Below are 22624 nucleotides of genomic sequence, written 5' to 3' on the forward strand. Positions count from 1 at the left end.
GCCGTCGATGGACGGTTCCACCGGGGACGCACGGGCGAGGCGGGCGGCGTCATTGTCGAGCCTATTCGCCGGCGTCGATGGGCTCCGAGGTCGGACCGCAGGAGCGGAACATCGGACAGGGATCGGCCGCGGCAGGTGGCGCCGCCAAGAGAAAGGCCGTGGCAACGATCATCACCCCAATGCCGAACCAATGCATCGCTGCCATGAGCACCTCCAGCGTCGACTTCCCTTCCTGAACTCAACCTAAAGTAGCATAAAACAAAACATCTAGCTAGAAGGGATTTTGTCCGATCAGCGGGGCTTGCGCAGCATCGGCGTGATGGGCGGCCCATCGCCGGCCTGGATGGTGCCCACGGGCTCGAACCCGTGCCGCTGATAGAGCCTGGCGCTGCGTGGGCTCGTCGCCTCGAGATAAGCGAGCGTCCCCTGCGCGTCGCAGTTTGACAGCGCGTGGCTGAGCAGCGCCGAGCCATAGCCCTGGCCTTGCCGAGCCGGATCGGTGCCGATCATCGGCAGATACCAATGCGGCTCTTGAGGATGCGCCTCACTCATCTGCTCGAACATCGCAAACACCGCGGTATGCTGGCTCGCCGGCGCCGTGCTCTCGACCAGCGCGGCTAACGCCTCCTCGTCGGGCTGCACGCCGGGCGGCATCCAGAGCGCGGCGGCGGCGCCTTCGATTATGTGGGCCGAGCCATGATCGAACGCCGCACCGCCGAGGATGCGGACGAGGCGCGGGAAATTCTCCAAGAACGCATCGGCGTCCTTGTACAGCCACCGCGCCGCCGGATCGCTGTTGAACGCAAGCGCGATCAGCGCCACGCACTGATCCATCTCTGCTTTGGTCGCGGTCTTGACGTCTTGGGTAGCCATCCATCCTCACTTCGTGGGGAACCGCGCAAACATCCTTCAGATGGCCGAAATGGGCATCAACCCGAAATTTCGCAACCCCCAATTTTGGGGAACTGCGCGCCGCAAGGCTCGTTTTCCTAGTTTGAGTAGGAGGAGAACGACATGGCCACCATGCAAGAGTGCATTACCGACTGCTTGGACTGCCACTCGGTCTGTCTGTCCACAATCTCGCATTGTCTGCAAAAGGGCGGCGAACACGCCGAGCCCGCGCACATCCGCCTGCTTCAGGACTGCGTGCAGATTTGCATTACCAGTGCCGATTTCATGCTGCGCAATTCGCCGCTGCACCAGATGACCTGTCGCATCTGCGCGGGCGTATGCGAAATGTGCGCCGACGACTGTGCCAAGATCGCCGACGACGAGACGATGGTCCTTTGCGTCGAAACGTGCCGGCGGTGCGCGCGAAGCTGCAGTGAGATGGCTGCCGCCGAGCGGCGGGCGGCCTAGCTCTCCTCGGTCAGCGCGGCGAAGCGGTCGGCCTTCTCGTCGAGCTCGATGACTTGGCCGCTGCCGATATCGAAATGAAGCCCGTGTAGGATGAGGAGGCCTTCCCCTTCGCGCTCTTTTAGCGCCGGAAAGGTGCGCAAATTCGCCAGCGACTGGCGAACTCCGGCAAGTTCGAATGCCGTCTCTTTTCCGAAGGCGGCAAGGTCGCGCTCCCTCACCTGAAGTCCATCAAGCAATGTTAGCCAGCGGCCGATGAAGCTTGTCTCGGAGGCGTTGCCTTTCAGCCGCTCGCGATAGGCGGCGACGCCGCCGCAATGAGAATGGCCGAGCACGATGATGTTCGGCACTTTCAGCACCAGCGCGGCGTATTCGATGGCGGCGCTCGTGCCGTGATATTTGCCTTCCGGCTCGTAAGGCGGCACGAGATTCGCGACGTTGCGCACGATGAACAGGTCACCCGGACCGGCGTCGAAAATCGCCGAGACGTCGACCCGCGCGTCGCAGCAAGCGATGACCATGGCGGTCGGCGACTGCCCGAGTTCGGCAAGCTGCCGGTAGCGCCCCTTGTCGGGCGCATGCCGGTCGCGCCGGAAGCGCCAATATCCATCCGCTAAGGTCTTCGGTAATTGCAAGAGTCAGATCCTCCTGTTCGCGCGGCACAATTCCAGCCCCTCCAGCCTTTGTCCAGCTGGGAGTCGATCACCATATTGATAGGGAAACTCTATCGGGCGTTTGCGTCTGCCGCCTTGATCCCGGCGGCGGGCCGGCGCGTAATGCAAGTGCTGGCGCCACCAGAAGCGCAAAAGCCAATTGCGCCCTGCCGGCACGAGGAGACGCGGATGAGGCTTACAGCGTGGCCCACGCAGAGCCTTGATCCCTTCACAGCGACATGTGGCAGCAGGTCGTTGGCCTCCGCTTGTGGGCACGAGCGGGCGCTGCCGTCACTTGCCCATGTCGCTCGCAAAGGAGCGTGAGATGGCAAAAGTACTTTGTGTTCTCTATGACGATCCCGTCACCGGCTATCCGCCGCAATACGCACGGGACGACATCCCCAAGATCGACCACTACCCCGACGGCATGACCACGCCGACCCCGAGCAAGGTCGACTTCAAGCCTGGCGAGCTGCTCGGCAGTGTCTCGGGCGAGCTCGGCCTTCGCAAGTTTCTCGAAGACGCCGGACACACGCTCGTGGTGACCTCGGACAAGGACGGCCCCAACTCGGTCTTCGAGAAGGAGCTTCCCGACGCCGAGATCGTCATCTCACAGCCGTTCTGGCCCGCTTACATGACCAAGGAGCGCTTCGACAAGGCCAAGAATCTCAAGCTCGTCGTCACCGCCGGCATCGGCTCAGATCACACCGATCTCCAGGCCGCGATGGAAAAAGGCGTCACCGTGGCCGAAGTCACCTATTGCAATTCGCTCAGCGTGTCCGAGCACATCGTGATGATGATCCTGGCGCTGGTGCGGAACTACATCCCGTCCTACGGCTGGGTCGTCAAAGGCGGCTGGAACATCGCCGATTGCGTCGAGCGGTCCTACGACCTCGAAGGCATGAACGTGGGCACGGTGGCGGCCGGCCGCATCGGCCTCGCCGCGCTGCGGCGGCTCAAGCCGTTCGACGTCAAGCTGCACTACTACGACAAGCATCGTCTGCCGAAGGAGGTGGAGCAGGAGCTTGGCCTCACCTTCCACCCGAATGTCGAGTCGCTGGTCAAGGTCTGCGACGTGGTCACCATCAACACGCCGCTCCATCCCGAGACCGAACACATGTTCAACGACGAGCTGATCGGCAAGATGAAGCGCGGCAGCTACATCGTGAACACCGCACGCGGCAAGATCGCCGACCGCGACGCCATTGTCCGGGCGCTGGAGAGCGGCCAGCTCGCCGGCTATGCCGGCGATGTCTGGTTCCCGCAGCCCGCGCCCCGCGATCACCCGTGGCGCACCATGCCGCATCACGGCATGACGCCGCACATCTCCGGCAGCTCGCTGTCGGCGCAGGCGCGCTATGCCGCCGGCACCCGCGAGATCTTGGAATGTTACTTCGCCAAGAAGCCGATCCGCACCGAGTATCTCATCGTCGACAAGGGCCAGCTCGCCGGCGCCGGCGCACACTCATACACGGCGGGCGACGCCACCAAGGGCTCCGAGGAGGCCGCGAATTTCAAGAAGGCCGGTTAGGCCGCAGCATCGGGCGAGATTGCCACGCCGGCCTAGTAGTGGCGTCTCGCGATTGCAGCTAATGTTGAGGCCTCGCGACCACAGTCGCGAGGCCTTTTCTTATGCGGGAAATGGTCGCTCTTCGGGAGAACGATATGGGTGACGTCCCATCGGCGGCGACCTCAGGACGCGATGCGGTCCTAGTTGACCTCGCCCTCCAGGGAGGCGGCGCGCATGGCGCGTTCACGTGGGGCGTTCTCGATCGATTGTTGGAGGAGCCCTGGCTGCTCATAGAGGGCATCTCCGGCACCTCCGCAGGCGCCATGAATGCCGCCGTTCTCATCGACGGTTATGCCGAAGGCGGAGCGGACGGCGCCAAAGCGCGGCTCGAGCTGTTTTGGCGGAAGGTGTCCGACGCAGCCCGTTTCAGTCCCTTTCGTCGTAGTCCGCTCGACATTCTCCTTGGCCGCTGGACTCTCGATACATCGCCCGTCTTTCTCGCTTTCGATCTTATGGCGCGCATTTTCTCGCCGTACGATCTCAGTCCGCATGGCTTCAATCCCTTGGCCGAAATTCTGGCGGATTGCATCGACTTCAAGCGCTTGGCCAATGTGCCGACCAAGCTGTTCGTGACCGCCACCAACGTTCATACCGGGCGTGGACGCGTGTTCCGCAACGCGGAACTGACGCCCGAAGTGCTGCTGGCCTCCGCCTGCCTGCCGACGATGTTCCGCGCCGTCGAGATCGACGGCGAGGCCTATTGGGACGGCGGATTCGCCGGCAATCCGACCATCACGCCCCTTATCCGCGAATGCGAGTCGGGCGACACCATCCTGGTGCAGGTCAATCCGGTGGAGCGGCCGGGCACGCCGCGCACCGCGCAGGAAATCGCCAGCCGCGTGAACGAGGTCTCGTTCAACGCGACCTTGCTGAAGGAGCTGCGCATGATCGCGCTATTGCGGCAGGTCTCGAATGCCGGGACCAGCGAAAGCGCGCGTTGGGCGCAGATGCGAATCCACCGCGTTACGAGCGCCGCGATGACGGACCTTGGCTACTCCTCGAAGCTCAATGCCGAGTGGGAGTTTCTCGTGATGCTGCGGGATGAGGGGCGCAGCGCCGCGGAGGTGTTTCTTACCGCGCATGCGGCTGAGCTTGGCGTGCGGTCGACTCTCGATCTCGATGCCGCAGTCGGGCAGGTCTGACCGGCGATGGGACTTGCCGGTATTCTTCTCGCGCTAGGGCTCCTCGTCTTCCTGTCCTATCGCGGCTGGACCATACTGCTGCTCGCACCCGGAGCGGCGCTACTCGCCGCAGCGTTATCCGGCGAGCCGCTCTTGGCCCACTGGACGCAGACCTTCATGGGCGGCGGAGCACAGTTCTTGGCCCAGTTCTTTCCCTTATTTCTGCTTGGCGCGCTCTTCGGCAAGCTGATGGAGGATAGCGGCTCGGTCGAAGCCATTGCCCGCTTCATGACCGACAGACTCGGCGCGGGCCGCGCCATGCTTGCCGTCGTCTTGGCCGGTGCGATCGTCACCTATGGCGGCGTCAGCCTCTTCGTCGCGATCTTCGTCATCGCGCCCATGGCACACGGTGTCTTCAAGCGTGCCGACATTCCCGTTCGGTTGATGCCGGCAGCGATCGCGCTTGGCACCATGACGTTTACGATGTCGGCCCTTCCCGGGACGCCGGCCCTCCAGAACGCGATACCCATGCCGTTCTTCGGCACCACGCCCTTCGCGGCTCCCGGCCTTGGCATCGTAGCCGCCGCCATCATGCTGACTTTTGGCATGTGGTGGCTGGGGCGCGCGGAGAGATTGGCACGACGGCAGGGCGAGGGCTACGGGCAGGCTCCGCAGTCTCCGGCTGAAGCGCCCGGTCTCCGCGAGCGGGCGACGATTGCCAGCGAATTCGATCCCGCGGAGCTTCCGCACGGCCGCCACGCTGCGGAGGTTCCGGCCGTTTGGGTCGCGCTGCTGCCTCTCGTCGTGGTGATCCTCGTCAATCTCGCCATGAGCGTCTTGGTGCTGCCCCGGCTCGATACCAGCTTTCTCGCCGAAGAGCGGTTCGGATCGACAACTCTAGCGGCAGTCGGCGGCGTATGGTCGGTGGCAGTCGCGCTCTTCGCCGCACTTGTGACCCTCATAGTCCTGAACTACCGGCGCTTGCCGTCGCTCAAGGAAAGCGTGGACGCGGGCGCGAACGCATCGGTGCTTCCGGCGCTTAGCGTAGCGAGCCTCGTCGGCTTTGGCGCCGTCATCGCCGCGTTGCCCGCATTCGCCCTGGTGCGGGACTTCGTGCTGTCCATCGAGGGCGGCCCGCTCGTCTCGCTTGCGGTTTCCACCAATATTCTCGCCGCGTTGACCGGATCTGCCGCGGGCGGCTTGACGATCGCGCTCGATGCGCTGGGCGAGACCTACCTTCAGCTCGCCGGCGAACAGGGCATCGACCCCGCGTTATTGCACCGCATTGCCGTGATGAGCGCGGGAACGCTCGACAGCCTGCCGCACAATGGCGCCGTCGTGACGCTGCTGTCCGTTTGCGGCGTCACGCATCGGGAGAGCTATTTCGATCTCCTTATGGTCGCCATCGTTGGCGCGCTGATCGCGCTTGCGGTCGCTATCGCCCTGGGCTCGGCGATGGGTTCGTTCTGACCGATCGCTCGCGGCGTCATCTGCCTGTCGCACTTCGCGGCCGCAGCAATCGCCCCGGGGTCTTGGGCCATCGGCACTTGCGATGATGGCGAAGCCCGGCCAGACTACCGGCCAAAAGGCAATGGTAAGGTTCGGGGGACAGCGAATGGCGCGCACTGGAGTGGCTGCCGCAACAGATCAGCTCGACAAGGCGCGGATTATCGCGCCTCCCGGCTACAACCGCTGGCTCGTTCCTCCCGCAGCGCTTGCCATCCACCTCTGCATCGGCATGGCCTACGGCTTCAGCGTGTTCTGGCTGCCGCTCGGCCGCGCTGTCGGCGTCTCCGAAGGGCTCGATCACCCGGTCACGTGCCCCGGCGACGCCACCACGTTCTTCGGCAAGCTCGCCATGACGGCGCACGCCCTGTTCGCCACCGACTGCGACTGGACTCAGTTCGACCTCGGCTGGATGTACACGCTGTTCTTCGTTCTTCTCGGCGTGTCCGCGGCCATATGGGGCGGCTGGCTGGAGCGCGTCGGCCCGCGCAAGGCCGGCTTCGTCGCGGCGCTCTGCTGGAGCGGCGGCCTCATGATCTCCGCCGTCGGAGTCTACTTCCACCAGCTTTGGATGCTGTGGCTCGGCTCCGGGTTTATCGGCGGGATCGGTCTTGGCCTCGGCTACATTTCCCCCGTCTCGACCCTGATCAAGTGGTTCCCGGACCGGCGCGGCATGGCGACCGGCATGGCCATCATGGGCTTCGGCGGCGGCGCCATGATCGGTTCGCCGCTCGCCGCCATGTTGATGGCCTACTACCGCACGCCCACGTCGGTCGGCGTGTGGGAGACCTTCGTCACCCTCGGCATCATCTACTTTGTCTTCATGATGGGCGGCGCCTTCGGCTATCGCCTGCCGCCAACGGGCTGGAAGCCGGAAGGGTGGACGCCGCCCGAGAACTCGCATGCCATGATCACGACCGGCCATGTGCATCTCAGGGATGCGCACAAGACGGTGCAGTTCTGGCTGATTTGGGCCGTGCTTTGCCTCAACGTCTCGGCCGGTATCGGCATTATCGGCGCGGCCTCGCCGATGCTTCAGGAGACGTTCGGCGGCCGGCTGTTCGGCGATCCGTCCGTCGGCTTTGCCGTCTTCACCGACGACCAGAAGCGGATGGCCGCAGCGGTCGGCGCGGCGTTCGTCGGCCTGTTCTCGCTGTTCAATATCGCCGGCCGGTTCTTCTGGGCCTCGCTGTCCGACAAGATCGGCCGCAAGCTCACCTACTACACGTTCTTCACGCTCGGCTTCATTTGCTACGCCGCGGCTCCGAGCCTCGCCACGCTCGGCATGCTCGCCATATTCGCCGCCGCCATGTGCCTCATCGCCTCCATGTATGGCGGCGGCTTCGCCACCATCCCGGCCTATCTCGCCGACGTGTTCGGCACGCAGTTCGTCGGTGCCATCCATGGCCGCCTGCTCACCGCCTGGTCGACCGCCGGCATCGTCGGTCCGGTGATCGTCAATTACATGCACGACAATCGGGTGGCCCAAGGCGTTCCGCCCGACCAGATCTACGGTCCGATCTTCTACGTGCTGTCCGGGCTGCTCGTCGCAGGCTTTGTCTGCAACCTCCTGATCAGGCCGCTGCATCAGAAATGGTTCATGAAGCCGGAGGAGGTCGAGGCGCTCCAGACCAAGGCGGCGGTCGTCTCGGCGCGGCGCGTCACCGAAGTTCGCGCCACCCACGACGTCAACCCGAGCATCCGCCTGCTCCAGCCGATCGGCATGGCGGTGATCGCCGTGGCGCTCGTATGGTGGATCACCTTCTACACCGCCGTTGGCGGCATCGGCGGCGCCTGGCAGTGCCTGATCGTCACCACGGGCCCTTGCGCCGACACCATCGCCAAGTCCGAGCTTGCCGGCTATTTCGCCTACCGGCCGTTCCTGATGTGGATCGGGCTGGCGCTCTGGTTCGCCGGCATCGTTCTCCGCCGGCACGTGGAGATCGCGCCGCTCGCCTGGGCGGCGGTCGGAATTCCGCTGCTCTGGGCGGTGTGGATCACCCTGGAAAAGGCGCTGGTGTTGTTCAGATAGCGGCCATCTCGGCAGCCTTCGTTGTCAGAATCGGCGGCAAAAGCGGCGTTCGAGCCGGCCGGGAGCGGCTGATTCTAGCTACATGACTGATTCACAAGGATTTTTGCTGTCAGAATCCGTTAATGCCCTCTTCAGGCTGCGTTCATGGACCCGTCATGCCACTATCATCCCCAGACCCCATTATCTGGGCTGAAGTTCACCGAAGGAGACGACCAATGAAAGAGTGGCTGAAACCCGAGATCACCGAGTCCGAGGCTGGCATGGAAGTCACCTCCTATCTTCCGGCTGAGCTCGACCGCGCTTAATTCGCGCTGATCTAGCAAGTTTTCAGAAATGGCGGTCCCAGCGTTAGCGGGGCCGCCATTTTCTTTTGCGCGCCAGCGCCGGTGCGTCCATCAAACCATCATGCGCCGTTCAGACAGTTTTCATCACCACTTCATGCGCTTCTCATCGCCAATCCCTAAGTCTAAGCCGTGACTTCATGAAAGGAGATCCATCATGAAAGAGTGGCTGAAACCCGAGATCACCGAGTCCGAGGCTGGCATGGAGGTCACCTCCTATCTTCCGGCCGAGCCCGACCGCGCCTAATTCGACGCGTCGATCTTTTCTAAGTTTTCGCTGAAATGGCGGTTCCGGCGCTGTGCAGGGCCGCCATTTTTGTTGTAAGGGGCAGGGGCGTCCCGCCACGGCAGCTCCCGCTTCCCCTCCACCAAGCGCTTCGGCTAGATAGGCGTCCCGCGAAACCGGGTGCGCTGACGGCGAGGGTCTCCACACGAGAACCATGATCGGCTGCCACAAACGGCGCGCGCACGTCCGGTAGAGCTGATCTCCATGCTCCCCTCCATCGTCATCGCCGTGCTGGCCATCCCGGTGCTCGCCATCGTCGCCATCGTCATGGCGGCCTCGACGCGGGAACGCCTGAAGCGGCTCGAGTTCAAGCTGGCGAATCTCGAGGGGCAACTCGCAATCCTCACCGGAGCGCCTGCGCCCGTCATACCGCCGCCCCAACCAGCCGCGCCGGTCGAAGCGCCCGCTCCCGTCGCGGCGACTGAACCATTAGAGTCTGCTGCAGCGGCCGCTGCGCCACCTTCGCCGCCCAAGGCAAAGCGAAGCCTCGAGGAGCGCTTCGGCACCCAATGGGTGGTATGGGCCGGCGGCATCGCGCTCGCGCTCGGTGGCTTCTTTCTCGTCCGCTATTCCATCGAACAGGGCTGGTTCGGCCCTGCCGCGCGCGTGCTGCTCGCGGGTCTCGTGGCGGCCGCCCTCATCGCCGCCGGCGAATGGACCCGTCGCAACGAGCTCAAGACCGGGCTCGCCGGGCTGGCGAGCGCGCACATCCCGAGCGTGCTGACCGCCGCCGGCACGGCCATCGCCTACGCCGACGTCTACGCCGCCTTCGCGCTTTATGGCTTCCTCAACGCCGCGACCGCCTTCCTGCTGCTTGCCGTCGTCGCCCTCGGCACGCTTGCCGCGGCGCTGCTGCACGGACCTGCCCTCGCCGGGCTCGGCCTGGTCGGCGCGTATGTCACCCCGCTCATCGTTTCGACCGAGGAGCCGAGCTACTGGGCGCTCTATCTCTATCTCGCCGTGGTCACCGCCGCCGCCTTCGCGCTCGCACGCATTCGCCATTGGCGCTGGCTTGCCGTCACGGCGATCGTTGCGAGTGCGCTGTGGACCTTGCCAGGCATCGGCGACATCGCCGCCGTCGCGCCGCATGCCTTTCACGTCGCCGCGGGCTTCGTCTTGAGCGCGCTTCTGATCGTGTCCGGCCTCCTGTTCGGACCGGACAGCGAGAAGGGCGAGATCGACGCGGTCTCTTCCGGCGCGCTCGCCGCCTATCTCCTCGCCTCCACTCTGCTCGTCCTTGCGACCGGCCACGACACCCTCGCCCTTCTCCTCTTCGTCGTGCTCGTCGCCGCGACCGTCGCCATCGCCTGGCGCACCGATTCAAGCATCGCCTCCGTGCCGGTCGCTGCGCTTCTCGTCGCCCTCGTCTTCGCGCAATGGGCATTCGACTTCGACCTGCATCAGCTCGACATTCTCGCCGGCGCAGTCCCCGACTCCGCCTGGCGCCCTGACGAGTTTCTGTTCGGCGCGCCGCTGATGCTTGGCGGGGCGTTTGCCGCCCTGTTCGGTATCTCCGGGTTCCTGGCCCAGGGCCGGAGCACCAGGCCCTTCATCGCCATCCTTTGGAGTGCCTGCGCCGTCGCCGCGCCCATCGCCATCCTCATCGCCCTCTACTACCGCATCGCCGGCTTCGATCGCTCGCTGCCCTTCGCCACGGCCGCGCTTGTTCTTGCCGCCATCTACGCCTTCGCCACCGAGGCGCTCGCCAAGCGTCCCCCGCGACCGGGCCAGGCCGCTTCGGGCGCGATCTTCGCCACCGGCGCCATCGCCGCGCTCGCCCTGGCACTCAGCCTCGCTCTGGAGAAGGGCTGGCTCACCGTGGCGCTCGCGCTGATGGTCCCCGGCATCGCCTGGGTCGCCGAGCAGAGGGCGTGGCTGGCGCTGCGCTGGCTCGCCGCCGCCATGACGGTCGCCGTGCTCGGCCGCATCGCCTGGGACCCGCGCATCGTCGGCGACGACATCGGCACCACGCCCGTCTTCAACTGGCTGCTTTACGGCTACGGCGTGCCGGCCTTGGCGTTCTGGTTCGCCGGTCGCAAGCTGCGGCAACGCACCGACGACGTGCCGTCCCGCATCGTCGACGCCGCCGCCATCCTCTTCACCGTGCTCCTCATCGTGTTCCAGGTGCGCCACTATGTCTGGGCCGGCGCGCCGTACGACGCCGACGGCGTGCTCGCCGAGACCGCGCTCGATGTCACCCTGCTGCTCGCCGTACTCATCGGGCTCGAGCGCGTGCGCGAGAAGAGCGGCAGCGTCGTCCACGATTGGGGCGCGCGCATCCTTGCCGCCGGGCTCCTCTACACCGCCCTGTTCGGGCTCGGCGTGGCCGCCAACCCGCTCTTTACCGATGAGGCCGTCGGGCCACCCGTCTTCAATCTGATCCTGCTCGGCTACGGCCTGCCGGCGCTCCTCGCCGCGATCCTCGCCTACGTCACCCGCAACACGCGGCCCAAATGGTACAGCGCCACGGCCGCCGCAGCGGCGCTCGCGCTCGCGCTCGCCTATCTCAGCCTCGAGATCCGCACACTCTATCACGGCCCGATATTGAGCGTCGGCGCGACGTCCGACGCCGAGCAATACACCTACTCCGCCGTGTGGCTCGCCTTCGGCGTGGCGCTGCTCGCCGCCGGCATCTGGCTCAAGTCGCTGCCCTTGCGCGCGGCGTCGGCCGCGGTTGTGGTGCTCACGGTGCTCAAGGTGTTTCTGTTCGACATGTCCGACCTGACCGGCATCTACCGGGCGCTGTCGTTCCTCGGGCTTGGCGCCGTGCTCATCGGCATCGGCTGGTTCTACCAACGCCTCCTGTTCCCGCGGCCCACCGGGGCGGATGAGGCGCCATCAGAGTGAGACTTGGTCGCGCGCCGCAAGCTTGGTATTCTCACTTCTCAAATGACCGATAGCGCCGATCGCATTACATCCGATCCCGAAATCTGCGGAGGGAAGCCAACCATTCGCGGCCTGCGCATCCGTGTGACCGACATTCTCGATATGCTTGCCGCCGGTGCCACCCGCCAGGACATATTGCGGGACTACCCTTACCTGGAGGACGAGGACATTAGTGCCGCTCTTGCCTATGCCTCGCACCAAAGCGACCACCCCGTCATTCGGACCAAGTAGGCGTGCGCTTCCTCGTTGATGCGCAGTTACCTCCGGCGCTGGCGCGGTTCTTGAGGGTGTTGGGCCATGAAGCCGATCACGTGATCGACTTTCAACTGGAGACGGCCTCCGATGGCACCGTTTGGGACTTTGCCAGGGAGCACTCGGCCGTCCTTATTACGAAGGACGAGGATTTCCGCACGCTGCGCCTATCCCAGACGGAAGGCCCGCCCGTCGTCTGGGTCCGCATCGGCAATACAACGACGCCTCACCTCCTGAACAGGCTGTCCGACGTGTGGAACGCCGTCATCAGTGGGCTCGAACGCGGCGAAGTCCTAATTGAGATCAGGTAGGCATCGGCTGGTTCTACCAGCGCCTCCTGTTCCCGCGGCCCACCCAGACGGAGGGGTGACACGGGGCGCGGCCGAAACTATGGTCCGCGCCGCCGGGGCCGGCGCCGCAACGCCGGCCCCTCGAAACATCCGAGAAAGGTGACCCAATGTCTTGGGCCTATCTCATGCTCGCCGGGCTTTTCGAGGTGGGCTTCGCCTTGACTCTCAAGCCGACCGAAGGCTTCACCAGGCTTTGGCCCACCCTGATCTTCCTCGCCTGCATCCTCCTGAGCTTCACTTTCCTCGAAAAATCGCTCAAGGACATTCCCATCGGCACCGCCTACGCGGTATGGACCGGCATCGGCGCGGCGGGCACTGCCATTGTCGGCATCCTCGTCTATAAGGAGCCGGCGACGGCGCTTCGGCTATTCTTCATCGTGACCCTGATCGCGTCCATCATCGGCTTGAAATTCGCAACAAAAACATGAACGACACCAGAATGGAAAAGATCGACCGGACCGTCACGGGCAACTATTTCGAAGACTTCAAGCTCGGCCAGGAGATCGTGCACGCTACGCCGCGCACCGTGACCGTGGGCGACGTGAGCCTCTACACGGCGCTCTACGGCTCGCGCTTCGCCGTGCAGTCGTCGGATGCATTCGCACAGAGCATCGGCTATCCGCGCAGCCCCATCGACGATCTCCTGGTCTTCCACTTCGTCATCGGCAAGACCGTGCCGGACATTTCGCGCAACGCCATCGCCAATCTCGGCTACGCCGAGTTCCGTTTCTTGAAGCCCGTCTATCCCGGCGACACCATCGCCTCGGTCTCCGAGGTGATCGGCGTCAAGGAGAACTCCAACAAGAAGAGCGGCACCGTCTATGTGCGCTCCACCGGGCGCAACCAGAACGGTGAGCCCGTTCTCTCCTACGCGCGCTGGGTCATGGTCAACAAGCGCAACCTCGACGCGCCCGCGCCCGATCCCGTCGTGCCGGAGCTTGCTCAAAGCGTGGACCCGGAGTCTCTCGGCAAGGCGCTGCCGCCCTTGAAGCTCACTGTCTACGACTATGGGCTCGCCGGCTCGCAGCGGCGCTGGGAGGACTATGCGGTCGGCGACAAGATCGACCACGTCGACGGCCAGACCATCGAGGAGGCCGAGCATCAGCTCGCCACCCGCCTATTCCAGAACACCGCGCGCGTACATTTCAACCAGCATGTCGAAGGCCAGGGCCGGTTCGGCCGCCGCCTCGTCTATGGCGGGCATATCATCTCGATCGCCCGCTCCCTGAGCTTCAACGGCCTCGCCAATGCCTTCCACGTGCTCGGGCTGAACGGCGCGCGGCACGTAGCGCCGTCTTTCGCCGGCGACACCATCTACGCCTGGAGCGAGGTGCTCGACAAAGCCCATCTCCCCGGCCGTTCCGACATGGGCGCGCTTCGCCTGCGCACCTTCGCGGTCAAGGACCGCGCTTGCGCCGATTTCCCAGGCCTGAAGCCGGATGGTAGCCCCGAGGACGGCGTGGTCCTCGACATGGACTACTGGGTGGCGCTGCCGCGCTGACTAACGCGTGTGCCTTCCCCTTGGCACGGAATCTCCGGCTCCTAGACGAAGTCGAAGTCGTCGGCGTGCAGATTGGCGAGCTGCACGTCATCGAGCCTGAGCGAGTTGTTGGCATTCAACGTGATCACGACATCGTCACCGTCCTGCTCGCTTGCATTGATAACGGCGTTGAAGTTCCGGAACAGGTCCTGATCGAAGCGGATGACGTCGACGGTCCCGGCGCCCGCCACGAAGTCGGTGATCCTATCGTGTCCGAAGCCTTGGGCGAACACGAAGGTGTCGTTGCCGCCGCCGCCAAACAGAAAGTCGTTGCCGTTGCCGCCGGTGATCGTGTCGTTGCCGGCGCCGCCGTCGATAGCGTCACTGCCGTTGCCGCCATTGAGCGTGTCGCGACCGTCGCTCCCGCCCAGGAGATCGGCGCCGCCGCCGCCGTTGATCGTATCGTTGCCACCCTGCCCGTTTATGGCATTCGAGAGGTTGTTGCCGGTCAAAGCGTCGTTGCTGTTGCTGCCGAAGATGTGCTCGACATTCCTCACCTGGTCGCCCTGGGCGTGGCCGCCCTGGCCAATGGTCTGGGCGCCGTTCGCTCCGAGCGTCAGCGTCACGCCAGAAGGACTGGCGGTATAGTCGACGGTATCGAAGTTGCCGCCGCCATTGATGATGTCGGCGCCACCACCGCCTATAAGGATATCGACGCCGCCTTGGCCATTGAGCGTGTCGATACCGCCGCCCCCGTTGAGGAAATCGTTGCCGTTGCCGCCATTGAGCGTGTCACTACCACCTTGGCCGAACAGTTCGTCAAGGTCGTTGCCGCCATTGAGCGTATCGTTACCGCCACCGCCTCTCATGTCGTCGTCGCCGTTGCCGCCCGTGAAGACGTTGGCGAAGTCATTGCCTGTCAGATTGTCATTGAAGTTGGTGCCGATGATGTTTTCGAAGCCGTCGCCGGTGTCGCCGGTGGCATGTCCGCCATCGGCGGCGACAAGATTTCCGGTCGGTCCAAGCGTGATGAGGACGACCGACGGCGCCCCGGCGTAGCTCAACGTATCGATGCCGCCGCCGCCATGCATTTCGTCGGCGCCTGCGCCGCCCAAGATCGTGTCGTTGCCGGCGCCGCCATTGATGAAGTCCTCACCACCCTGGCCTTCGAGAATGTCATTGCCGCCAAAGCCGCGAATTTCATCGTTTTCGACCCCGCCGATCAGATGATCGTTACCTGCCGTTCCGTCGATGATTGCCATGTTGGCCTCCTCGCACTCGGTGCGCCCCCTCGGCCGAGTTTAGGCGCGCCGTTAGCGCCGGTCTTGGACTGGAGCGACAAGGCTTGGACTGAGGCGAACAAAAGCGTAAGTCAGCGACGTAAGGGGCGAGAGCGGCTAACGCCAATTGTCCGCATTTGATTAGACATTTACGGGCGCAACTTGCGCTATGGTGTGGGCCGAAAAATTCTGTAGGAGGCGTATCATGGGACGCAACGACATCCGGCTCGCAACCTTGGTGGCCGCAACGCTTGCTCTTTCCTCGCCTGCCTTTGCCGCGGACCAGGCCACCGCCGTGCTGATGGACCCCGACGGCAAGGAGGTTGGCAAGGTCACCATCACCGCCGTGCCCTCCGGCGTCCTTCTCGACGTCGACCTCACCGCCATGCCCCCTGGCACCCATGCCTTCCACATCCATGAGACCGGCAAATGCGAGCCCCCAGACTTCGCCTCCGCTGGCGGCCATTTCAATCCCGAGGAGGACAAGCACGGCCTCATGAACCCGGCAGGCCCGCACGCGGGCGACATGCCCAACATCCATGTGCCGGAGAGCGGGCAGCTCAGGATCGAGGTGCACAATCAGATGGTGAACCTGGAGCTCGGCCTGTTCGACGACGACGGCTCGGCCATCGTCATCCACGAGGGCGCGGACGACTACATCTCCGATCCTGCCGGCCACGCCGGCGCCCGCCTCGCCTGCGGCGTCGTCACCGAATAGGCGCCGGCCGCGGCGCTTCCCCCGTGAAATAAACCTTCTGTCAAAGGTTTGAGACGCAAGCTGGTCCCCGGGGATTCGTTTTGCGTAGGGGGATCGGCATGGCTTTCGACGGCCCGTTCGAAGGTGAGCTGGGGGGCGTGGCCTATGTCATAGGCTCGCATATCTGGGAGTCCGTGGACGGCGGCCTGACCTGGATCATGACCAAGTTCGTCGACGACCTTTGCGCCTGCGATGAGATCGCAGCGCCCGCCTAGCCCACCGGCCCAAGCCACGCGTGCACTCGCCGGCCTGGCCGCCAAAAGGTAGCAGGCGCTCTGATTGCCCCTACCCGGCCGCTGGGCTATGAACAAGGCTCGTCTGGGCAACAACACCAATTTCCAATGGCCAACAAGCTAGAGGCGGAGCGGCCGCTCTCCCCGCATCTGCAAATTTATCGGCCGATGCTGACCATGATGATGTCGATCGCGCATCGCATCACGGGGGCGTCGCTGGCCGCCGGCTTCCTGCTTCTCACCTGGTGGCTCGTGGCCATCAGCATCGGCCCAGAGGCCTACGAGGTCGTAGCGGGCTTCTTCTCAAGCCTCTTGGGCCGGCTCCTGCTGTTCCTGTTCACCTGGGCTCTGGTCCACCACATGCTCGGCGGCATCCGCCACCTGATCTGGGATACGGGCGCAGCCCTCGACAAGACGAGCATCGAGGTTGCCGCCTGGCTCACCATCGTCTCATCCATCGTGCTTACGGTCCTGATCTGGGTCGCGGGCTACGCGCTACAGGGAGCCCATTGACATGGCCACCCCCCTCAAGCGCGTGCGCGGGCTAGGGCCCGCCCATCGCGGCACCGAGACCTTCTGGCGCCAGCGGGTGACGGCGCTCGCCAACATCCCGCTCGTGATTTTTCTCATTCTGTCGATCGTCAGCCATATCGGCGCGCCCTATGGCGAGGTGAAGGCCTACTTCGCGCAGCCCGTGGTCGCCCTCCTCATGCTGGCCCTCGTCATTTCCGCCGCGATCCACATGCATATCGGTCTGAAAGAGATCATCGAGGATTACGTCCACGGCGGCGGCAAGGTGCTCTGCATCCTGCTTGCCACGTTCTTCGCCGGCGCCGTCGGCCTTGCGAGCGCTCTCGCCATTTTGAAGATCAGTCTCGGAGCCTGATCCGCCCATGCCCCAAGACGCGACCCCGCAAGACGCGCCGCCCCACAACGCCGTTCAGGTGAACGGTCGCGCCTACCCCATCACCGAGCACGCCTATGACGTCATCGTCGTCGGCGCGGGCGGCTCGGGGCTTCGCGCCGTGGTCGGCTGTAGCGAGGCTGGCCTGCGCACCGCCTGCATCACCAAGGTGTTTCCCACCCGCTCGCACACCGTGGCGGCGCAAGGCGGCATCGCCGCGGCGCTTGGCAATATGGGCCCCGACGACTGGCGCTGGCACATGTACGACACGGTCAAGGGCTCCGACTGGCTCGGCGACCAGGATGCCATCGAATATCTCTGCCGCAACGCGCCGGAGGCCGTGTACGAGCTCGAGCATTGGGGCGTGCCGTTCTCGCGCACCGACGACGGCAAGATCCTGCAGCGCGCTTTCGGCGGCATGACCATGGACTTCGGCAAAGGTCCGGCCAAGCGCACCTGCGCCGCCGCCGACCGCACCGGCCACGCCATGCTGCACACCATGTACGGCCAGGCACTCCGCCACTCCGCCGAGTTCTTCATCGAGTATTTCGCCATCGACCTGATCATGGACGACGAGGGCCGCTGCCGCGGCGTGGTCGCCCTGAACATGGCCGATGGCTCGGTCCACCGCTTCCGCGCCCATCAGGTGATCTTGGCGACCGGCGGCTATGGCCGCGCCTACTTCTCGTGCACATCCGCGCATATCTGCACCGGCGACGGCAACGCCATGGTGCTCCGCGCCGGGCTGCCGCTCCAGGACATGGAGTTCGTGCAGTTCCACCCCACCGGCGTTTATGGCGCCGGCGTGCTCATCACCGAGGGGGCCCGCGGCGAAGGCGGTTTCTTGCGCAACTCAGAGGGCGAGAAATTCATGGAGCGCTACGCGCCGTCCGCCAAGGACCTCGCCTCGCGCGACGTGGTGTCCCGCGCCATCACCATCGAGATCCGCGAAGGCCGCGGCCACGGTGCCGACAAGGACTACATGCACCTGCACCTCGATCATCTCGACCCCGCGTTGATCGAGGAGCGGCTCCCCGGCATCACCGAGCTCGCCCGCATCTTCGGCGGCGTCGACGTCCGCAAGGAGCCGATTCCCATCATCCCCACCTGCCACTACAACATGGGCGGCATCCCCACCAACATGCATGGCGAGGTGATCTCACCGAGGAACGGCGACGCCGACGCCACCGTGCCGGGCCTCATGGCGCTCGGCGAGGCGGCCTGCGTATCGGTGCATGGCGCGAACCGGCTCGGCTCGAATTCGCTGATCGACCTCGTCGTGTTCGGCCGCGCCGCGGCGCTGCGTTGCGCCGAGATCGTGGGCAAGGACAGAGCCATCCCCGAACTGCCAAAGGGCGCGGGCGACGAAGCGGTCGCGCGGCTCGACCGCTTCCGCTATGCCGATGGGTCATCGCCCACCGCCGAGCTTCGGGTGCGCATGCAGAAGACCATGCAGCGCGATTGTGCCGTGTTCCGCACCAAGGCGGTGCTCAAAGAGGGCGTGAAGGGTATCAAGAAAGTGTGGGACGACGCCGCCGGCATCAAGGTCACCGACCGGTCGCTGATCTGGAACACCGACCTCATCGAGACCTTGGAGTTCGACAATCTGATCTCCCAGGCCGCGGTAACGGTGCAAGGCGCGCTCGCCCGCGAAGAGAGCCGCGGCGCGCACGCGCGCGAGGACTTCCCCAAGCGCGACGACGAGAATTGGATGAAGCACACTTTGTCCTACGCCGACTACGGCACGCACACGGTGAAGCTCGACTTCCGCCCGGTGCACAAATTCACTTTGTCGAACGAGGTCAGCTACATCCAGCCCAAGGAGCGGGTGTACTAGGCCGCGTGGGTTCCGGCGGGGTCGGCCGGTCGCTCCAGGAGCTTATCCACGACCGCCTTAACCCCCTCGAAATCGAACGGTTTCGCCAGGAGCAGTGGGTCCTTGAACTCGGGCGCGTCGCGGATGGTGCTGTCGCCCGTGGCGAAAGCGAACGGCACGCCGCGCGCTCGGAGCGCGTTAGCGACGGGATAGGAACGATCGCCGAGCTTCACGTCCAGAATGGCGCCGTCGAGGCCAGCGGTGCCCGCGAGGTCGAGGCCGTCCTCGATCGAGCATGCGGGACCCACGACCTCGCAGCCTAGCTCGGTCAGCCAGTCCTCGATGAGCATGGAAATAAGTGGTTCGTCGTCGACGACAAGGATACGCGGCACGGAGCACAACTCCTTGAAAACAGCTTGCTTAGAGGCCAGCGAGGGGCAAGTGTACCCGGCGCTGTGCCATCTCCGCCAGCGCTAGATTTGGTCACAAGAAGTGGGTGCTCAGCCGTGCCGGCGCGACTTATCAGAGCGCGACAATTGCTCAAGCGGTCCCGGCTGCTGATTCCCATCGGTTTCGGGCTTGTCCTCATCGCCATCTTGGCCATCGTTGTCGGCCTCGTGCGAGCCCAGCACGCCGAGCGGACGGTTACTCACACCTTCGAGGTGCAGCAGGCCGCCCAAGCCCTGATCATCGAGATCAGAGACGCCGAGGCTTCCAAACGCAGCTACCTCCTGACCGGCGACTACGAATATCTCAGGGCCTTTGACGCCGCCTTGGCGGCCATACCAGCCGGGTTCGAGGAACTCCACGAGCTGACCGCCGACAATCCCGTACAGAAGGCGCGCATGGCGGCGCTTGTGGGCGCTGCGGACGCCAAGATCGAGGAGTTCTCACTCACCCGGGACATGATTCAGCGGGGCCAGCGCGACACGGCGCTGAATATCATCAACAGCCAGGAGAGCCGCGCGCTGACCCAGGACATCAGGCAGGGGCTGACGGCCATTCTTGCCGCCGAGCGTAACCTGCTCGTCGAACGTCAGCGGCGCGCGCGGAATGTGCGCTATTTGCTCGCCGGTCTCATCGGCTTTGCCCTTGTCCTGGCGACTGCTCTCGCCGCCCTGCTGGCTGTTGCCACGCGGCAGGCGCTCAGCGACCTCGTGCAGCGAACGTCGGAGCTCGAAGCGGAATCGCGGATGCGTGCCGAAGCGGAAGACACGCTCCGCCAAGCGCAGAAGATGGAGTCGGTGGGCCAGCTGACCGGCGGCATGGCTCACGACTTCAACAATTTGCTCACGATCATCATCGGCAATCTCGACACCGTGAAGCGGCAATTGACCGGCACCGCAAAGTCAGAGAACGCGAATCCCCTCGCAGCCAAGCTGATGAAGCCCGTAGATGCGGCGATGCAGGGTGCGCGGAGCGCGGCCCAACTAACCCAGCGCCTACTTGCCTTCTCGCGCCGCCAAGCGCTTGAGCCGGCGCGAGTAGACTTCAATCAGCTGATCGCCGGCATGCTCGACATGATCCGCCGCACTCTCGGCGAGAACATCAGCATCGAAACGGTGTACGGCGCCGGTCTGTGGCCGGCCTTCGCCGATCCGCATCAGTTGGAGAACCTGCTGCTCAATCTTGCCTTGAACGCCAAGGACGCCATGCCGGAAGGCGGCTGCCTGACCATCGAAACCGCGAATACCTATCTCGACGAGGCTTACGCGCGCCGCTTCGGCGACGTCGAGGCCGGACAATACGCCGTGCTGTGCGTGACGGATACGGGGATGGGAATCCCGCCCAACATTATCGATCTTGTCTTCGAGCCGTTCTTCACCACCAAGCCGCGCGGCGAGGGCTCGGGCCTTGGACTCGCCATGGTGCACGGCTTCGTCAAGCAGTCGGGTGGTCACGTGCGCATCTATAGCGAGGCGGGCAAGGGCACGACCGTCAAGGTCTACCTGCCGCGCATGACCGGCGCGGAAGTGAGACCTGCCGCTCCCGCCGGCAAGGACGAAACCTCCTCGGTGCCCCGCGCGGAGCCGCACGAGACCATTCTCCTGGTCGAGGACAACGATGGCGTCAGGGACTTCGCCAAGGGTGTGCTCCAGTCGCTCGGCTATACCGTCCTCGAAGCGCGTCACGCCGCCGAGGCCTTGCGCCTGCTCAAGGGCAAGCCCACCATCCATTTGCTGTTCACCGACGTAGTTCTGCCCGAGACCAATGGCCGCGAGTTGGCCGACACGATACGCGAGAAATATCCCGGCCTGCCGGTGCTGTTCACCACCGGCTATACGCGTAACGCCATCGTGCATCAGGGGCGGCTCGACCCGGACGTCCAGCTGCTCAACAAGCCCTACACCCACCAGGATCTTGCCAGCAAAGTGCGCGAGATGCTCGACCGTGAGTGAAAATGGCGCGGCATATGAGGCTTGCCCGCGCCTTCCCCGCTGGCTACCAATGACGTGCAGGGCAGTTCCATAGGTCAGACATGGTCCAATTCACACTTCCCAAGAACTCGAAGGTGAAGAAAGGCAGAGCGTGGAATCCGCCGGCCAAGGACGCCGAGCCTGGCCGCTGGCGCGAGTACCGCATCTACCGCTTCGATCCCGAGACCGGCGACAACCCGCGCCTCGACACCTATTGGGTCGACATGAACGATTGCGGGCCGATGGTTCTCGACGCCCTCATCTGGATCAAGAACAATATCGACCCGACCTTGACCTTCCGCCGCTCCTGCCGCGAAGGCGTATGCGGCTCGTGTTCGATGAACATCGCCGGCACCAATACCCTCGCCTGCACCATGCACGCCGAGGATGCCAAGGGCGCGATTGCCATCTACCCGCTGCCGCATATGCCGGTGATCAAGGACCTGGTCCCCGACATGACGAATTTCTACGCGCAGCTCCGTCAGATCGAACCGTGGCTCAAGACCGACAGCCCGACGCCGCAGAAGGAATGGCGTCAGTCGAAGGAGGACCGCGCCAAGCTCGACGGTCTCTATGAGTGCATCCTCTGCGCCTGCTGCTCCACCGCCTGCCCGTCTTATTGGTGGAACTCAGACCGCTATCTCGGCCCGGCCATCCTGCTTCAGGCCGACCGCTGGATCGAGGATTCGCGCGACGAGCGCACCGGCGAGCGCCTCGACGATCTCGAGGATCCGTTCCGGCTCTATCGCTGCCACACCATCCTCAACTGCACCAAGGCCTGCCCAAAGGGGCTGAACCCCGCTTCGGCCATCGCCTCCTTGAAGCGCAAGATGGTGGAGCGCGCTTGAGCGCTCAAGTAGCGGAGCGGTAGCGCATTAAAAATCAGCGCTCAAGTAGCGGAGCGGTAGCGCAATTAAAGGACAAATATGATCGACCACCTCGGCATGCCGGTCAGCGACCTTGCCCGCGCCACCGAGTTCTATCTCAAGGCGCTCCGGCCGCTCGGCTACGGCATCGTCATGCAGGTCTCGGCCGTTGAGACCGGTCATGGTGCTGCGGTCGGCTTCGGGGCGCCCGGCGCGGCTGAGGATTTCCAGAGCGGCAAGCCGTCCTTCTGGATCGGCGAAGGCGAGCCGCTTGCCGGCCACATCCATGTCGCCTTCGTCGCGCCGTCGCGCGCTTCCGTCGATGCGTTCTACCAGGCGGCGCTTGCCGCCGGCGGCAAGGACAACGGACCGCCAGGCCTCCGCCCGCAATATCACGCGAACTACTACGGCGCCTTCGTGCTCGATCCCGACGGAAACAACATCGAGGCCGTCTGCCACGCCCCCGGGTAAACCGCTCGTCTCAGTCGCGCGTCATGGTGAGGTGCTCGGGCCGTCCT

25 protein-coding genes are annotated in these 22624 nt (G+C 64.6%); 20 read left to right on the top strand and 5 right to left on the bottom strand.

Annotated elements, in window-relative coordinates:
• Window positions 1–61: 61 nt before the first annotated feature.
• Both ACRECX_RS04205 and ACRECX_RS04210 read right to left on the bottom strand, forming a co-directional pair.
• Window positions 62–205, bottom strand: a complete 144-nt coding sequence (locus tag ACRECX_RS04205) for a hypothetical protein (RefSeq protein ID WP_431557556.1) — start codon at window positions 203–205, stop codon at window positions 62–64.
• Between the two features lie 86 nt (window positions 206–291).
• The gene (locus ACRECX_RS04210; protein ID WP_431557557.1) at window positions 292–873 is read right to left on the bottom strand and encodes a GNAT family N-acetyltransferase; all 582 of its coding nucleotides are present in this window, start codon (window positions 871–873) and stop codon (window positions 292–294) included.
• A 141-nt stretch (window positions 874–1014) separates the two neighbouring features.
• On the opposite strand from ACRECX_RS04210, the gene ACRECX_RS04215 reads away from it, so the two are divergent.
• Complete coding sequence (locus ACRECX_RS04215) at window positions 1015–1359, top strand: four-helix bundle copper-binding protein (RefSeq protein ID WP_431557558.1); 345 nt, start codon at window positions 1015–1017, stop codon at window positions 1357–1359.
• Here ACRECX_RS04215 and ACRECX_RS04220 read toward each other — a convergent pair.
• The gene (locus ACRECX_RS04220; RefSeq protein WP_431557559.1) at window positions 1356–1991 is read right to left on the bottom strand and encodes a carbonic anhydrase; all 636 of its coding nucleotides are present in this window, start codon (window positions 1989–1991) and stop codon (window positions 1356–1358) included. The two genes, ACRECX_RS04215 and ACRECX_RS04220, sit on opposite strands and share 4 nt — an antisense overlap.
• Before the next feature lie 343 nt (window positions 1992–2334).
• On the opposite strand from ACRECX_RS04220, the gene ACRECX_RS04225 reads away from it, so the two are divergent.
• From ACRECX_RS04225 to ACRECX_RS04275, 11 genes are all read left to right on the top strand, one after another.
• On the top strand, window positions 2335–3540 hold the full coding sequence (locus ACRECX_RS04225) for an NAD-dependent formate dehydrogenase (protein WP_431557560.1): 1206 nt from the start codon (window positions 2335–2337) through the stop codon (window positions 3538–3540).
• A 134-nt stretch (window positions 3541–3674) separates the two neighbouring features.
• Window positions 3675–4721: a patatin-like phospholipase family protein gene (locus ACRECX_RS04230; RefSeq protein ID WP_431557561.1), complete on the top strand. Its 1047-nt coding sequence runs from the start codon at window positions 3675–3677 to the stop codon at window positions 4719–4721.
• Between the two features lie 6 nt (window positions 4722–4727).
• Window positions 4728–6170 carry a GntP family permease gene (locus ACRECX_RS04235; RefSeq protein ID WP_431557562.1) on the top strand — a complete coding sequence of 481 codons (1443 nt, stop codon included), beginning with the start codon at window positions 4728–4730 and terminating at the stop codon, window positions 6168–6170.
• Window positions 6171–6315: 145 nt separating this feature from the next.
• Entirely contained in the window at window positions 6316–8238 is a 1923-nt protein-coding gene (locus tag ACRECX_RS04240; protein WP_431557563.1) for an OFA family MFS transporter, read from the top strand.
• A gap of 215 nt (window positions 8239–8453) precedes the next feature.
• Window positions 8454–8543: a pyrroloquinoline quinone precursor peptide PqqA gene (pqqA, locus tag ACRECX_RS04245; RefSeq protein WP_045363338.1), complete on the top strand. Its 90-nt coding sequence runs from the start codon at window positions 8454–8456 to the stop codon at window positions 8541–8543.
• A gap of 193 nt (window positions 8544–8736) precedes the next feature.
• The gene (pqqA, locus tag ACRECX_RS04250) at window positions 8737–8826 is read left to right on the top strand and encodes a pyrroloquinoline quinone precursor peptide PqqA (RefSeq protein ID WP_431557564.1); all 90 of its coding nucleotides are present in this window, start codon (window positions 8737–8739) and stop codon (window positions 8824–8826) included.
• A gap of 243 nt (window positions 8827–9069) precedes the next feature.
• On the top strand, window positions 9070–11712 hold the full coding sequence (locus ACRECX_RS04255; protein ID WP_431557565.1) for a DUF2339 domain-containing protein: 2643 nt from the start codon (window positions 9070–9072) through the stop codon (window positions 11710–11712).
• Window positions 11713–11715: 3 nt separating this feature from the next.
• A complete protein-coding gene (locus ACRECX_RS04260; RefSeq protein ID WP_431557566.1) occupies window positions 11716–11982 on the top strand; it encodes a DUF433 domain-containing protein in 267 nt (88 codons plus the stop codon).
• Window positions 11983–11984: 2 nt separating this feature from the next.
• On the top strand, window positions 11985–12314 hold the full coding sequence (locus ACRECX_RS04265; RefSeq protein ID WP_431557567.1) for a DUF5615 family PIN-like protein: 330 nt from the start codon (window positions 11985–11987) through the stop codon (window positions 12312–12314).
• A gap of 146 nt (window positions 12315–12460) precedes the next feature.
• Window positions 12461–12781, top strand: coding sequence for a DMT family transporter (locus ACRECX_RS04270; protein WP_431557568.1), 321 nt, complete (start codon window positions 12461–12463; stop codon window positions 12779–12781).
• On the top strand, window positions 12778–13854 hold the full coding sequence (locus ACRECX_RS04275; protein ID WP_431557569.1) for a MaoC family dehydratase: 1077 nt from the start codon (window positions 12778–12780) through the stop codon (window positions 13852–13854). The genes ACRECX_RS04270 and ACRECX_RS04275 overlap by 4 nt, the downstream gene beginning before the upstream one ends.
• 41 nt (window positions 13855–13895) lie before the next feature.
• On the opposite strand, the gene ACRECX_RS04280 is transcribed toward ACRECX_RS04275, so the two are convergent.
• Window positions 13896–15095, bottom strand: a complete 1200-nt coding sequence (locus tag ACRECX_RS04280) for a calcium-binding protein (RefSeq protein ID WP_431557570.1) — start codon at window positions 15093–15095, stop codon at window positions 13896–13898.
• A 223-nt stretch (window positions 15096–15318) separates the two neighbouring features.
• Here ACRECX_RS04280 and ACRECX_RS04285 point away from each other — a divergent pair, with 223 nt between their 5' ends.
• The 5 genes from ACRECX_RS04285 (at window position 15319) to sdhA (ending at window position 18844) form a co-directional block, all read left to right on the top strand.
• Window positions 15319–15831, top strand: a complete 513-nt coding sequence (locus tag ACRECX_RS04285) for a superoxide dismutase family protein (protein WP_431557571.1) — start codon at window positions 15319–15321, stop codon at window positions 15829–15831.
• A 98-nt stretch (window positions 15832–15929) separates the two neighbouring features.
• The gene (locus ACRECX_RS04290; protein ID WP_431557572.1) at window positions 15930–16085 is read left to right on the top strand and encodes a hypothetical protein; all 156 of its coding nucleotides are present in this window, start codon (window positions 15930–15932) and stop codon (window positions 16083–16085) included.
• A gap of 126 nt (window positions 16086–16211) precedes the next feature.
• A complete protein-coding gene (sdhC, locus tag ACRECX_RS04295) occupies window positions 16212–16616 on the top strand; it encodes a succinate dehydrogenase, cytochrome b556 subunit (protein WP_431557573.1) in 405 nt (134 codons plus the stop codon).
• A gap of 1 nt (window position 16617) precedes the next feature.
• Window positions 16618–16989, top strand: a complete 372-nt coding sequence (gene sdhD / locus ACRECX_RS04300) for a succinate dehydrogenase, hydrophobic membrane anchor protein (RefSeq protein ID WP_431557574.1) — start codon at window positions 16618–16620, stop codon at window positions 16987–16989.
• A gap of 7 nt (window positions 16990–16996) precedes the next feature.
• Entirely contained in the window at window positions 16997–18844 is a 1848-nt protein-coding gene (sdhA, locus tag ACRECX_RS04305) for a succinate dehydrogenase flavoprotein subunit (RefSeq protein WP_431557575.1), read from the top strand.
• On the opposite strand, the gene ACRECX_RS04310 is transcribed toward sdhA, so the two are convergent.
• Entirely contained in the window at window positions 18841–19215 is a 375-nt protein-coding gene (locus tag ACRECX_RS04310; protein ID WP_431557576.1) for a response regulator, read from the bottom strand. The genes sdhA and ACRECX_RS04310 overlap by 4 nt on opposite strands.
• A gap of 144 nt (window positions 19216–19359) precedes the next feature.
• On the opposite strand from ACRECX_RS04310, the gene ACRECX_RS04315 reads away from it, so the two are divergent.
• The 3 genes from ACRECX_RS04315 to ACRECX_RS04325 all read left to right on the top strand — a co-directional run bounded on the left by ACRECX_RS04315 (window position 19360) and on the right by ACRECX_RS04325 (window position 22577).
• A complete protein-coding gene (locus ACRECX_RS04315) occupies window positions 19360–21222 on the top strand; it encodes a CHASE3 domain-containing protein (protein WP_431557577.1) in 1863 nt (620 codons plus the stop codon).
• A gap of 80 nt (window positions 21223–21302) precedes the next feature.
• Window positions 21303–22088, top strand: a complete 786-nt coding sequence (locus ACRECX_RS04320; protein WP_431557578.1) for a succinate dehydrogenase iron-sulfur subunit — start codon at window positions 21303–21305, stop codon at window positions 22086–22088.
• Window positions 22089–22166: 78 nt separating this feature from the next.
• Complete coding sequence (locus ACRECX_RS04325) at window positions 22167–22577, top strand: VOC family protein (protein WP_431557579.1); 411 nt, start codon at window positions 22167–22169, stop codon at window positions 22575–22577.
• Window positions 22578–22624 lie beyond the last annotated feature (47 nt).

The sequence above is a fragment of the Methyloceanibacter sp. genome (assembly GCF_050726195.1).
Lineage (GTDB): Bacteria > Pseudomonadota > Alphaproteobacteria > Rhizobiales > Methyloligellaceae > Methyloceanibacter.